Origin of the sequence: Microcella alkaliphila, from assembly GCF_004216855.1 — a bacterium.
Taxonomy (GTDB): Bacteria; Actinomycetota; Actinomycetes; order Actinomycetales; family Microbacteriaceae; genus Microcella; species Microcella alkaliphila.
Map to the genome: position 1 here is coordinate 229,362 of NZ_SGXT01000011.1, position 13,247 is coordinate 242,608.

A 13,247-nucleotide genomic window follows, 5' to 3' on the forward strand; every position below is an offset into this window, starting at 1 on the left:
ACTGGGCTCCAGGCGGGTCGGCGCCCGCGCAGTGCCGCGGAGACGCCCGCAATCAACACTGATGGTGAGCGCTGAAAGTCTACCGCGCTCCCGCTGAGAACGAGGGGTGCACGCTGTGAGTCAGCAGGTCGCGCAGAGGCCGTCGATCGTCCGCCGCTTCGTGGGGTGGCTGCCCACCGAGGTCACGCGCCGCGTGCGTGTCTTCGCCTGGCTGTCCCTGATCAGCCAGACCCTGATCGTCGGCACGGGCGGCGCCGTTCGGTTGACCGGTTCGGGTCTGGGCTGTCCCACGTGGCCGCGTTGCACCGAGGAGTCGTTTATTGCGACGCCCGAGATGGGCATTCACGGCGCCGTCGAGTTCGGCAACCGTCTGTTGACCTTCGTGCTCATCATCATCGCGATCGTCGCGTTCCTCTTCGTCGTGCGGATGCGGCGCGAGCGCCCCGAGCTGTTGCGCCTCACCGTCGCCCTCGGGCTGGGGATTCCGATCCAGGCGGTGATCGGGGGCATCACCGTCCTCACCAACCTCAACCCCTATGTCGTCGGCCTCCACTTCGTGGTGTCGGCTGTGCTGGTTGCCCTCGCCACCGTCTTTGTCGCCCGCGTTTACCGCGGAAAGAAGGTCGACCGCTTTGTCGTGAACGCACGATTCCGCGCGATTGCCATGGTCACCGCCGTCGGCGTGTGGATCACCGTGCTCGTCGGAATCCTCGTGACCGGCTCCGGTCCGCACGCTGGCGATGAGGGCGCGGCCCGCAACGGGCTGGACTCCGAGCTCCTGCAGCACATCCACTCGTGGCCCGCCTACATCACGGGCGTGCTCTCGCTCGCGCTCATGGTGTGGGCGTTGCGCACCGGGCGCTCCGGTTTGCAGAAGGCCACGATCGCTCTGGTCGCCGTCGAGGCGCTGCAAATCGTGATCGGTATTGCTCAGGCTCGGCTCGGATTGCCGATCATTCTCGTCGGCGTCCACATGGTGCTCGCCTGCGTCCTCGTCGCCGTGATGACGCTCGTGCTCGTGCTGCAGCGTCCGGGAGGGCGCGAACTAGAAGGGCAGCAGCGGGTCGACGCCGACGGCGACGAAGACGAGCGTCAGGTACGTGATGCTCGCGTGGAACACCTTCATCGGTGACACGTCGTCGAGACCGCGCGCTGCGCGGCCGTAGAGCCGGTGGCTCTCGACGATGAACCAGCCGCCGGCCAGAACGGCGACGGCGGTGTAGAGCGCCCCCATCGGCGCCACCGGGATGAGCAGCAGCGACATCGCCACGGTGGCCCAGGCGTACAGCACCACCTGAACGCCGACGACAGTACGCCCGCGCACGACAGCGAGCATGGGCACGCTCGCTTCCGCATAGTCGTCGCGGTACCGCATCGACAGCGGCCAGTAGTGCGGCGGCGTCCAGAGGAAAACGACCAAGAACAGGATGATCGGGGCCCAGTCGAGCGACCCGGTTACCGCGCTCCAGCCGATCAGTACGGGGAAGCAGCCGGCGATCCCGCCCCAAATGATGTTCTGTTCCGTACGACGCTTCAGAACGAGCGTGTAGATCACGACGTAGAACACAATTGCGGCGAACGCCAGAGAGGCTGCGAGAAGGTTCGTGGTCGCCCAGAGCCACACGATCGAGCCGACGCCGATGACGGTCGCGAACACGGTCGCCTGGCGCGCCGTGAGTTCCCCGGTAACCAGCGGACGGTTCTTGGTGCGGTTCATCAGCCGGTCGATGTCGCGATCGATGACCATGTTGAACGCGTTCGCCGAACCGGCAGCGAGCGACCCGCCGAGAAGCGTCGCCAGAACGAGCCAGATGCTCGGAAGGCCTCCCTGCGCGAGGATCATCACTGGCGCGGTCGTCACCAGCAGCAACTCGATCACGCGTGGCTTCGTCAACGCGACATAAGCGGTGACCGTGCGGCGGAGGGAGGGGCGTGGGGGGCTGACGACCTGCTCGAGCGCTGTGTCCATGTCTCCTCTTCACGACGGGCGTCGGTCGCCCGCCATTCTACGGGAGCGTGTCTGGGCGGGCGCCCGGGTGGCTGCCAGCACGCTCGGAGCGGGCTCCGGGCATCCCTATACTGGGCAGTGCCTGCAGACCGCCGAATTCCGTCTCTCGAACGGGGGTGCCTAGCACCCGGCTGGATCGCGGTTACGGTCGCCGATGACCGGGCACGGCTGAGACGATGCCGGAGGAGCGCCCCTGCCCACCGGCCGATTCGAGGAAAGGCTGTTTCGCCGAGATGACCGAACTGACCTGGAACGACCTGGACACCGCCGCCGTCGACACGGGCCGCCTGCTCGCCGCCGACGCCGTGGAGAAGGTCGGTAACGGCCACCCGGGCACCGCGATGAGCCTGTCGCCCGTCGCCTACCTGCTGCACCAGAAGGTCATGCAACACGACCCGAGCGACCCGACGTGGGTGGGGCGTGACCGCTTCATCCTGTCGGCCGGGCACAGCTCTCTGACCCAGTACGTGCAGCTCTACCTTGGCGGCTACGGGCTCGAACTCGACGACCTCAAGGCGCTACGCACCTGGGACTCTAAGACGCCCGGCCACCCCGAGTACGGCCACACCGACGGCGTGGAGATCACCACCGGCCCCCTCGGCCAGGGGCTCGCCTCCGCGGTCGGTTTCGCCTACGCCGCGCGCTTCGAACGCGGTCTGCTCGACCCCGACGCCCCCGCGGGGGAAAGCCCCTTCGATCACCACGTGTATGTCATTGCGGGTGACGGCGACATTCAGGAGGGCGTGACCTCCGAAGCCGGCTCCCTTGCCGGCCACCAGCAGCTCGGCAACCTCATCGCGATCTATGACTCGAACCAGATCTCGATCGAGGACGACACGAACATCGCCTTCACCGAGGATGTCGCCGCGCGCTACCGCGCGTACGGATGGCATGTCATCGAGGTCGACTGGAAGAAGTCGGGCGAGTACGTCGAAGACGTTCACGAACTGTATTCGGCCATCGAGGCGGCGAAAGCGGAGACGGCGAAGCCGAGTCTGATCGTGCTGAAGACCATCATCGGCTGGCCCGCCCCGACCAAGCAGAACACGGGGAAAATCCACGGCTCGGCGCTCGGCGCAGACGAGCTCGCCGCGACGAAGAAGGCCATGGGGCGTGACCCCGAGGCCACGTTTCTCGTCGACGACGCCGTCATCGCGCACACCCGCCAGGCCGTCGAACGCGGTGCGGAGCGGCACGCTGCGTGGCAGACGCGTTTTGACGCCTGGGCGAGTGCGAACCCCGAGAAGAAGGCCCTGTTCGCCCGCATGCAAGCGGGTGAACTGCCCGACGGCCTCGCCGACGCGCTTCCCGTCTTCGAGGGCGGCACCAGCGTGTCGACGCGCGCCGCGAGCGGCAAGGTCATCAACGCGATTGCGCCGCACCTGCCCGAGTTCTGGGGCGGGTCGGCCGACCTTGCCGAGTCGAACCTGACCACCATCCACGACGGCGGCTCCTTCGCGCCCGGCGAGCACTCGACGAAGGAGTGGACCGCCTCGCCGTACGGCCGTGTGATGCACTTCGGCATTCGCGAGCACGCCATGGGCGCGATCCTCAACGGCATCGCGCTGCACGGCCGCACCCGCGTTTTCGGCGGCACGTTCCTCATCTTTAGCGACTACATGCGCCCGTCCGTGCGCCTCGCGGCGCTCATGCGCATCCCGGTCACCTACGTGTGGACACACGACTCGGTGGCGCTGGGTGAAGACGGCCCGACCCACCAGCCCATCGAACAGTTGGCGTCACTGCGCGCGATTCCCGGACTCGAGATCGTACGCCCGGCGGACGCGAACGAGACGGCGCACGCCTGGCTCGCCGTCCTCGAGCGCTTCGACCGTCCGGTGGGCCTCGCGCTGACCCGCCAGAACATTCCGGTGTTCGAGCGTGGCGACGGGGACGCCGAGGGCGACACCCTCGCCTCGGCCCGCCACACGGCTCGCGGCGGGTATGTGCTCGCCGAGGCCGCCAACGGATCGCCCGATGTGATTCTGATCGCCACCGGTTCTGAGGTGCAGTTGGCCCTTGAGGCCCGGACGCGGCTCGCCGCGGACGGCGTGCACGCGCGCGTCGTGTCGATGCCGAGCGTCGAATGGTTCGATGAACAGCCGGCCGACTACCGGGAGGCCGTCCTGCCGCCGTCCGTGACCGCGCGCGTCGCCGTCGAAGCCGGTCTCGGTCTCACGTGGCACCGTTTCGTGGGCGACCGCGGCCGCATCGTCTCGATCGAGCACTTCGGCGCCAGCGCCGATTACCAGACCCTCTTCCGCGAATTCGGCATCACCACCGACGCGGTCGTCGCCGCCGCCCGAGAGACCCTCGCCGCCGGCTGACCTCCGCCCTCGCTCCTTTCGCACCGCCACCACTCACACCAAGGATTCTCATGACCAGCACCCCCACCGCCCGGCTCAGCGACGTCGGCGTCAGCATCTGGCTCGACGACCTGTCCCGCGACCGCATCACGTCCGGCGGCCTCGAGCGCCTGATCGCCGAGCGCAACGTCGTCGGAGTCACCACGAACCCGACCATCTTCGCCGCGGCATTGGCGACCGGCACGACGTACGACGACCAGATTCGCGAGCTTGCCGCAGCAGGTGCCGACGTCACGAGCGCCGTTTTCGAGATCACCACCGACGACGTTGCCGCCGCGAGCGACATCTTCGCCGGGGTCTCGGAGGCCACGGGCGGCCGTGACGGCCGCGTCTCCATCGAGGTCGAGCCGGGCCTCGCACACGACGCCGCTGGCACCGCGCAGCAGGCGCGTGAGCTGTGGGCGAAGGTCGACCGCCCGAACGCCATGATCAAGATTCCGGCGACCGTCGAAGGTCTCACCGCGATCACCGAAACCATCGCCGCCGGCATCAGTGTGAACGTCACGCTCATCTTCAGCCTTGAGCGCTACCGCGCTGTCGTCGAGGCGTACCTGGCCGGTCTCGAGCAGGCGAAAGAAGCCGGACACGACCTGTCGAGCATCCATTCGGTTGCGTCGTTCTTCGTCTCGCGCGTGGACTCGGAGATCGACTCGCGCCTCGTCGCGATCGGTTCGCCGGAGGCGCTCGCTCTGAAGAGCAAGGCCGGAATCGCGAACGCCCGTCTTGCCTACGAGGCGTTCGAAGAGCTTTTTGCCAGCGACCGTGCGCGCGCTCTGCTCGACGCCGGGGCGAATGCGCAACGCCCACTGTGGGCGTCGACCGGCGTCAAGGACCCGGCGCTGCCGGACACCCTCTATGTGACGCAACTGGCTGTGGCGCACACCGTCAACACCATGCCCGAGAAGACGCTTGAAGCGACCTTCGACCACGGCGACATCAGCGGCGACACCGTGAGCGGAAGCTACGACGAGGCCCGTGAGGTTCTTGCCGCTCTCGATGGGCTCGGCATCTCGTACGACGAGGTCACGGCAAAGCTCGAGAAGGAGGGCGTCGAGAAGTTCATCGTGAGCTGGAACGAGCTGCTCGACACCGTCAGCGCGGCGCTCGAGGCGGCTCGATGAGCGCGACCGTCGAGGCGCGCGGCGCGGCGCTCGAGGCCATCAACCGGCACGTGCCGCAGCTCGTGGCCGACCGGGTCGCGAGCCGCATCACGGGAGGTGACGCAACGCTCTGGGGCGAGGCGGCCGAGGCTGAGGCCTCCATCCGCTTGGGCTGGACGCAGGCCGTGTCGGTCTCGCGACCGCTCGTCGCCGAGATCGCCGAGCTGCGCGGGCAGCTGCACGAGCGCGGCGTTGACCGCATCGTGCTCTGCGGCATGGGTGGCTCGTCCCTCGCGCCCGAGGTCATCACCCGCACGGCCGGCGTGCCGCTCGTCGTGCTCGACTCCACCGACCCCGACCAGGTCGCCTCCGCCGTCGACCAGCACCTGGAGCGCACGGCCGTCGTCGTGTCGTCGAAGTCGGGCTCGACGGTCGAGACCGACAGCCAGAAGCGTGCGTTCGAAACCGCGTTCCGTGCATCCGGTATCGACCCGGCCGAGCGCATCATCATCGTGACCGACCCCGATTCGCCGCTGCACAAGGCGTCCGACGAGGCCGGCTACCGCGTATTCACCGCCGACCCGACCGTCGGCGGCCGCTACAGCGCGCTCACCGCCTTCGGCCTGGTGCCGAGCGGTCTGGCCGGTGTCGACCTGGACGCGCTGCTCGACGAAGCAGACGCTGCGTCGCTGCCGCTCGCCGTCGACTCGGAGTCGAACCCCGGCCTGCGGCTCGGCGCCGCAATCGCGGGGACCTCTCCCCGTCGCGACAAGCTCGTCATCGTCGCCGACGGAACCCACATCGTGGGGCTGGGCGACTGGGTCGAGCAGCTCGTCGCCGAGTCGACCGGTAAAGACGGCACCGGCATTCTGCCCGTCGTCGTCGGCGTCGACGCCCCCGAGCTCACCTCGGGCGCCGCTGACGTTCAGGTGCTGCGGCACGTCGCCGACCGCAAAGCGACGCGTGAGGTCGCCGATCATGAGATTGAGGTGTCGGGTTCGCTCGGCGCTCTTCTCATGACCTGGGAGTACGCGACCGCTATTGCGGGGCGGCTGCTCGGCATCAACCCGTTCGACCAGCCCGATGTCGAAAGCGCCAAGGTCGCCGCGCGTGGCCTGCTCGATCACCGGCCCGAGCCGGTCGCACCGGCGGTCATCGACGGCGGGATCGCCGTCACCGGCCCGGATGCTCTGGTCGCCGGCACGACATCGGTCGCCGATGCCGTCGCGCGGCTCCGAGACGCGGTCCCTGCCGACGGCTATATCGCCGTCCAGGCGTACCTCGACAGACTTGCTCACCCGGAGCTCGAGGCGATCCGTCACGCGCTTGCCGCGCAATCTGGTCGCCCGGTGACGTTCGGGTGGGGTCCGCGCTTCCTGCACTCGACGGGCCAGTACCACAAGGGTGGACCCGCACATGGCGTCTTCCTTCAGATCGTGGGAACCCCGGCGAACGACCGCGAGATCGAGGGTCGACCGTTCACCTTTGGGGAACTGATCGCCGCCCAGGCCGCCGGTGATGCCCGCGTGCTCGCCGACCACGGACGCCCGGTTCTGACCCTCACCGTCGCCGACGACGACGCGATCGCCGCGCTGATCGCTGCCATCGTCTGACCCTCCGGACGGAGCACCACGTGACCGCACCACACCGGATCGCGGCGGGGATGAACCCGTTGCGCTCCCCCGACGATCGGCGTCTGAATCGGATCGCCGGCCCCAGCAGTCTCATCATCTTCGGCGTGACGGGTGACCTATCCCGCAAGAAGCTGATGCCTGCCGTCTACGACCTCGCCAACCGAGGCCTCCTTCCCCCGGGCTTCGGCCTCGTCGGGTTCGCGCGCCGCGAGTGGGAACGGCACGATTTCGAGAAGGTCGTGCACGATGCCGTGCGGCAGTACGCACGCACCCCCTTCGATGAAGAGGTGTGGCGGCAACTGCGGACGGGCATCCGCTTTGTTCAGGGCGACTTCGACGACGATGACGCGTTCACGCGGTTGTCAGACACGATCGACGAGCTCGACCGCGAGCGCGGCACGATGGGAAACCACGCCTTCTACCTGTCGATCCCGCCCAAGTCGTTCCCCGTGGTCACGGAACAGCTCCGCCGCAGTGGCCTCGCGGAGGCGAAGCCCGGCCAGTGGCGACGGGTCGTCATCGAGAAGCCGTTCGGCAGCGACCTGACGACGGCACGCGAACTGAACAACGTGGTCGAGTCGGTGTTCCCGCCGGACTCGGTGTTCCGCATCGACCATTACCTCGGCAAAGAGACGGTGCAGAACATCCTCGCGCTGCGCTTTGCCAACATGCTCTACGAGCCGATCTGGAACGCCAACTACGTCGACCACGTCCAGATCACGATGGCCGAAGACATCGGCGTCGGCGGGCGGGCCGGCTACTACGACGGCATCGGCGCGGCCCGCGACGTCATCCAGAACCACCTCCTTCAGCTGCTCGCCCTCACCGCGATGGAAGAGCCGGTCTCGTTCGACGCCGCCGACCTGCGCGCGGAAAAGGAGAAGGTACTCTCGGCCGTGCGGCTGCCGAAAGACCTCGCCGCCGGCACGGCGCGCGGTCAGTACGCGAGCGGCTGGCAGGGCGGCGAGTGGGTTCCCGGCTTCCTCGAAGAGGACGGCATGAACCCCGAGTCGGTCACCGAGACCTACGCGGCGATGCGACTCGACATCAACACGCGGCGGTGGGCGGGCGTGCCCTTCTACCTACGAGCGGGCAAGCGACTCGGTCGCCGCGTCACCGAGATCGCGGTCGTCTTCAAGCGTGCCCCGCAATACCTGTTCGCCGAGTCGCAGACCTCCGCGCTCGGCCAGAACGCACTCGTCATCCGAGTGCAGCCGGACGAGGGCGTGACGATCCGCTTCGGGTCGAAGGTGCCGGGCGCGGGCATGCAGGTCCGCGACGTGACGATGGACTTCGGATACGGCCACGCCTTCACCGAGGCCAGCCCCGAAGCCTACGAACGACTCATTCTCGACGTGCTGCTCGGTGATCCGCCGCTATTCCCCCGGCACGAAGAGGTCGAACTCAGCTGGAAGATTCTCGACCCGATCGAAGAATTCTGGGCGACGCAGGGCCAGCCCGAGCAGTATGCGCCGGGAACCTGGGGTCCGGCGTCGGCCGACGCGTTGCTGGCACGCGATGGACGCGTCTGGAGGCGACCATGATCATCCCCCTGCCCGACACGACCGCGAGTGCCGTCTCGAAGGCGCTCGTGCGCATCCGCGAGGAAGCGGGCGCCGTGGCCCTCGGCCGCGTGCTGACGCTCATCATCGCCACCCGCATCGGCCACGAGGAAGACGCAATCGCGGCCGCCAATGAGGCGTCGCGCGAGCATCCCATGCGCATCATCGTGGTCGCGACCAACGGCGCCGACGCCGAATCGCGTCTCGACGCCGAGATTCGGGTGGGTGGCGACGCCGGTGCCAGCGAAGTCATCATCCTGCGCGCGCACGGCGACACGGCGACAGACCAGCGCGGCCTCGTGACGGGGCTCTTGCTGCCGGACGCCCCCGTCGTCACGTGGTGGCCGGAAGAGTGCCCGAGCGCCGTTCATCACACGCCGCTCGGCTCGTTGGCGCAGCGACGCATCACCGACTCGGCGTCGAACGAACGACCACTGGATGCGCTTCGTCGCGTCGCCGACGGCTACCAGCCCGGCGACACAGACTTTGCGTGGACGCGCCTCACCCTGTGGCGTGCCCAGCTCGCTGCCACCCTTGACCAACCCCCGTTCGAGCCCATCACCCGTGTTGAGGTGTCGGGAGCCGATGACTCGCCCTCGACCGTGCTCCTCGCTGCCTGGCTGCAGACTCGGCTCGGTGTGCCGGTCGACGTCGACGTCGCCGACGGCAACCCCTCGACCGGGATCCACCGCGTCGTCTTGCACCGTGACAGCGGTCCGATCACGCTCGACCGGAGCGAGCCCGGCATCGCCACCCTCACACAGCCGGGTCAGCCGACACACGAGATTGCCCTCCCCAGGAGGCCGCTTCGGGAATGTCTCGCGGAAGAATTGCGTAGGCTCGACCCCGACGACGCCTTCGGCGACGTGATCCTCAGCGGCTTCGGCGCGCTGGGGGCGACGACGCCCTAGCGCCTCCCCCGCACCGGAAAGGCACCACCGCACTGTGAGCACCGATCGCCGCGTTCTCGTCCACCCCGACCGCACGACCCTTGCGGGCAGCGTGGCAGCTCGGTTCATCACGAAGATGATCGACCTCATCGAAGACGAGGGCGAGGCGCACGTGGTTCTCACCGGCGGGTCAGTGGGTATCGAGGTGCTGGAGGCCATCGCACACTCCCCCGCGCGCGACAGCCTCGACTGGTCGGCGCTGCACGTGTGGTGGGGCGACGAACGCTGGCTTCCCCGCGGCGACGACGAGCGCAACGAAACCCAAGCCCGGCACGCCCTCCTCGATCACCTCGCCATTCCCGATGAGAACGTTCACCCGTTCCCGGCGAGCGACGACGGGCTCGACCTGGAGGAGGCGGCGAGCCGATACGCCGACGAGTTGCGCGCGCACGCGCGCGACGGTGCCGAGCATCCGAGATTCGCGATCGTCTTCCTGGGCGTCGGGCCCGATGGACACATCGCCTCGCTGTTCCCGGAGCGGCCGGGACCGCTCGTCGACGACCGCACCGTCATCGCTCTCGACGATTCACCGAAACCGCCGTCGGGGCGCCTCAGCCTCACCCTGCCCGTTATCCGCAATTCCGAGCGGGTGTGGCTCGTACTGGCCGGCGCCGACAAGGCCCCCGCTCTCGGTCTCGCTCTCGCGGGCGCGAACCCAGCTGATGTGCCCGCGGCCGGCGCGCAGGGCACCAAGCGCACGGTTTTCTTCGTCGATCAGGACGCGGCGACCGACGTTCCCGAATCCCTGACAACGCCGCCGAGCTACTGGACGGGCGCCATGGACCAGCAGGACTGGATGCCCTCGGAGTGGACGCCGAGCAGCCCTCGCGGGTAAGGCGCCGATACACACAACGCGCCGGCCCGAGAGTTCGGACCGGCGCGTTTATGCGTCTACGAGACGCTACTTGGACGCCTTCGCGGTGCCACGACGCTCGCGCAGCTTCTGCAGGGCCTCGTCAAGAATTTGGGCCGCCTCTTCCTCCGTACGACGCTCCTTCACGTAGGCGAGGTGCGTCTTGTACGGCTCGTTCTTCGCCAGCGCGGGCGGGTTGTCCTTGTCGCGACCGGCGGGCAGACCCGACTGCGGCGAATCGATAACGTCGGGGATCTCCTCGTCGGGCAGGTTCGCCGCAAAGTAGCGAACCGTCTCGTTGCCGAGGGCGTCCCAGTACGACACCGCGACTCGCTCGGCGTGAATGCCGCGGTCTTGTTCGCCCATCGGGCCGGAACCGACGCGGGATCCGCGGATCGCGCTTCCTCCTGACACCATGCGGGTACTCCTTACAGTCCGGTGAACCGGGTGATGAGCCCGAGGATCACGATCGTCGACACCCAGACCAGCGCGAGCAGGATCGTGATGCGGTTCAAGTTGCGTTCGGCCACACCCGACGCCCCGAGGTTCGAGGTCACGCCGCCGCCAAACATGTCAGACAGCCCGCCGCCGCGACCGCGGTGCAGCAGGATCATGAGGGTGAGCAGCAGGCTGGTGATGCCCAGGAGGACCTGGAGCACGACCTGAAGGATTTGCACGGATGACGCCTTCCGGGGGTGGGGAACGAAGAACAACTCTAGCGCAGGCGCAAGCGGCCCATCGGAACGGGCTACCCGCGCGGAGGTCAGGCTTAGGCGGTGCCGACGTGGTTGCGGAAGCGCGCGATCGCCGCAAACTCGTCCACATCGAGGCTTGCCCCGCCCACCAGCGCGCCGTCGACATCCTTCTGTGCCATGAAGCCGGCAATGTTGCCCGACTTCACGCTGCCGCCATACAGGATGCGCGTGGCCGCGGCCGCGTCCTCGCCCCACTTCTCGGCGATGGTCGCCCGCAGCGCTGCGCAGACCTGCTGAGCCTGCTCGGGGGTGGCGGCCTGACCGCTGCCGATCGCCCAGACGGGCTCGTAGGCCACGACGATGTCGGAACCGGCGTCCACGGAGTCGAGCACCGCGGCCAGCTGCGACACCGGGACGGCCGACGCTCCGTGCGTCTCCAGGTCGTCCGCCGTTTCGCCGACGCACACCACCGGAACCACGCCGTGCTTGACGGCCGCGGCAGTCTTGCGCGCCACGACCTGGTCGTCTTCAGAGTGATACTGGCGACGCTCGGAGTGGCCGACGATCACGTAGTGGCAGCCGAGCTTCGCCAGGAACTGACCCGAGACCTCGCCCGTGTAGGCACCCGAGTCATGCTCCGAGAGGTCTTGCGCGCCGTAGCGAACATCAAGCGAGTCCGCCCCGACGAGCGTCTGCACGCTACGCAGATCGGTGAAGGGCGGGAACACCGCGACCTCGACCTCGCTGAACGGGTGACCCTTGTCGCGAAGCGTCCACGCAAGCTTCTGCACGGTCGCGATCGCCTGCAGGTGGTCGAGGTTCATCTTCCAGTTGCCCGCAATCAGCGGGATACGCGTGTCTACCATCCGAGGACCTCCAGTCCGGGAAGTGCTTTGCCCTCGAGGAACTCGAGGCTCGCGCCACCACCGGTCGACACATGGCCGAACTGGTCGTCGCGGAAGCCGAGCGCGCGCACGGCGGCGGCGGAGTCGCCCCCTCCGACGACGCCGAGCCCGTCGAGGCGGGTGAGGGCGGCAGCAACCGCCTGGGTTCCGGCCGCGAACGCCGGGAACTCGAACACGCCCATGGGGCCGTTCCAGAACACGGTCCGCGACGAAGCGATGAGCTCGGCGAACCGCTGCGCCGTGTCGGGCCCGATGTCGAGCCCGATGCCGGCAGCGCCGGCTGGTCCGTCTTCCAGCCGGTCGGCCGCGAGCACGCTGTGCTCGGCGTCGGCGGCGAAACGGTCGGCCACGACCACGTCGGTCGGTAGCACGATCTCGACTCCGCGCTTTTCTGCCTCGGCGAGGTAGCCACGCACCGTGTCGAGCTGGTCGTCCTCGAGGAGGCTCGCGCCAATCGCCTTGCCCTGTGCCTTCAGGAAGGTGAACAGCATGCCGCCGCCAATGAGGAGGCGGTCCACGCGGGGCAACAGGTGGGCGATCACGCCCAGCTTGTCGGACACCTTCGAGCCGCCGAGCACGACCGTATACGGCCGCTCGGGGTTCTCGGTGAGGCGGTCGAGCACGTCGAGTTCGGTCGCGATCAGTGAACCCGCCGCGCTCGGAAGCACCTCGGCAAGCTCATAGACGCTCGCCTGCTTGCGGTGCACGACACCGAAGCCGTCCGACACCATCACGTCGCCCAGCTCGGCGAGGCGCGCGGCGAACCGAGCACGATCATCCGGGTTCTTGCTGGTCTCGTCCGCCGAGAATCGCAGGTTCTCGAGAACGGCCACCGCCCCGTCGGCAAGGCCGTCCACGGCCTCCCGGGCCGCGTCACCGACCGTGTCGGTCGCGAAGGTGACGGGCGCACCGAGAAGCTCGCTCAGTCGCTGTGCCGCCGGGCGCAGGCTGTAGCGAGCGTCGGGGGCGCCGTCGGGGCGTCCCAGGTGGGAGATCACGATCACCTTCGCGCCGCGGTGCACGAGCGCGTTGATGGTCGGCAAGGATGCTCGGATGCGGCCGTCATCGGTGACCTGGCCGTCGGACAACGGCACGTTCAGGTCGCAGCGCAGAATGACGCGCTTACCGGCGAGGTCGCCGAGGGATTCGATGGTGCGCAGAGCCACGACGGCTG

The 13,247-nt window shown here is 68.3% G+C and carries 12 protein-coding genes; 7 read left to right on the forward strand and 5 right to left on the reverse strand.

Annotation, left to right across the window (positions count from 1 at the left end; all coding sequences use genetic code 11):
- Positions 1–115 precede the first annotated feature (115 nt).
- Positions 116–1,132, forward strand: coding sequence for a COX15/CtaA family protein (locus tag EV140_RS01765; protein ID WP_198674316.1), 1,017 nt, complete (start codon positions 116–118; stop codon positions 1,130–1,132).
- Here the strand turns inward: EV140_RS01765 and EV140_RS01770 are convergent.
- A complete protein-coding gene (locus tag EV140_RS01770; protein ID WP_130280462.1) occupies positions 1,046–1,969 on the reverse strand; it encodes a heme o synthase in 924 nt (307 codons plus the stop codon). The genes EV140_RS01765 and EV140_RS01770 overlap by 87 nt on opposite strands.
- 272 nt (positions 1,970–2,241) lie before the next feature.
- Here EV140_RS01770 and tkt point away from each other — a divergent pair, with 272 nt between their 5' ends.
- The 6 genes from tkt to pgl are packed head-to-tail and all read left to right on the forward strand — an operon-like array spanning position 2,242 to position 10,455.
- Positions 2,242–4,335: a transketolase gene (tkt, locus tag EV140_RS01775; protein ID WP_130280464.1), complete on the forward strand. Its 2,094-nt coding sequence runs from the start codon at positions 2,242–2,244 to the stop codon at positions 4,333–4,335.
- A gap of 50 nt (positions 4,336–4,385) precedes the next feature.
- On the forward strand, positions 4,386–5,495 hold the full coding sequence (gene tal, locus EV140_RS01780; protein WP_130280466.1) for a transaldolase: 1,110 nt from the start codon (positions 4,386–4,388) through the stop codon (positions 5,493–5,495).
- The gene (locus EV140_RS01785) at positions 5,492–7,087 is read left to right on the forward strand and encodes a glucose-6-phosphate isomerase (protein ID WP_130280468.1); all 1,596 of its coding nucleotides are present in this window, start codon (positions 5,492–5,494) and stop codon (positions 7,085–7,087) included. Before tal ends, EV140_RS01785 begins: the two co-directional genes overlap by 4 nt.
- A gap of 50 nt (positions 7,088–7,137) precedes the next feature.
- Positions 7,138–8,652: a glucose-6-phosphate dehydrogenase gene (gene zwf / locus EV140_RS01790; RefSeq protein WP_130281026.1), complete on the forward strand. Its 1,515-nt coding sequence runs from the start codon at positions 7,138–7,140 to the stop codon at positions 8,650–8,652.
- A complete protein-coding gene (locus EV140_RS01795; RefSeq protein WP_130280470.1) occupies positions 8,649–9,581 on the forward strand; it encodes a glucose-6-phosphate dehydrogenase assembly protein OpcA in 933 nt (310 codons plus the stop codon). The genes zwf and EV140_RS01795 overlap by 4 nt, the downstream gene beginning before the upstream one ends.
- A gap of 34 nt (positions 9,582–9,615) precedes the next feature.
- Positions 9,616–10,455, forward strand: coding sequence for a 6-phosphogluconolactonase (gene pgl / locus EV140_RS01800; RefSeq protein WP_130280472.1), 840 nt, complete (start codon positions 9,616–9,618; stop codon positions 10,453–10,455).
- A gap of 66 nt (positions 10,456–10,521) precedes the next feature.
- On the opposite strand, the gene EV140_RS01805 is transcribed toward pgl, so the two are convergent.
- The 4 genes from EV140_RS01805 to EV140_RS01820 form a co-directional block, all read right to left on the reverse strand.
- Positions 10,522–10,890 (reverse strand): RNA polymerase-binding protein RbpA, encoded by a 369-nt coding sequence (locus tag EV140_RS01805; RefSeq protein WP_130280474.1) that lies wholly within the window; start codon positions 10,888–10,890, stop codon positions 10,522–10,524.
- A gap of 11 nt (positions 10,891–10,901) precedes the next feature.
- On the reverse strand, positions 10,902–11,150 hold the full coding sequence (gene secG / locus EV140_RS01810; RefSeq protein WP_096421432.1) for a preprotein translocase subunit SecG: 249 nt from the start codon (positions 11,148–11,150) through the stop codon (positions 10,902–10,904).
- A 92-nt stretch (positions 11,151–11,242) separates the two neighbouring features.
- Positions 11,243–12,034, reverse strand: a complete 792-nt coding sequence (tpiA, locus tag EV140_RS01815; protein WP_130280476.1) for a triose-phosphate isomerase — start codon at positions 12,032–12,034, stop codon at positions 11,243–11,245.
- Positions 12,028–13,239: a phosphoglycerate kinase gene (locus EV140_RS01820; protein ID WP_130280478.1), complete on the reverse strand. Its 1,212-nt coding sequence runs from the start codon at positions 13,237–13,239 to the stop codon at positions 12,028–12,030. Before EV140_RS01820 ends, tpiA begins: the two co-directional genes overlap by 7 nt.
- Positions 13,240–13,247 lie beyond the last annotated feature (8 nt).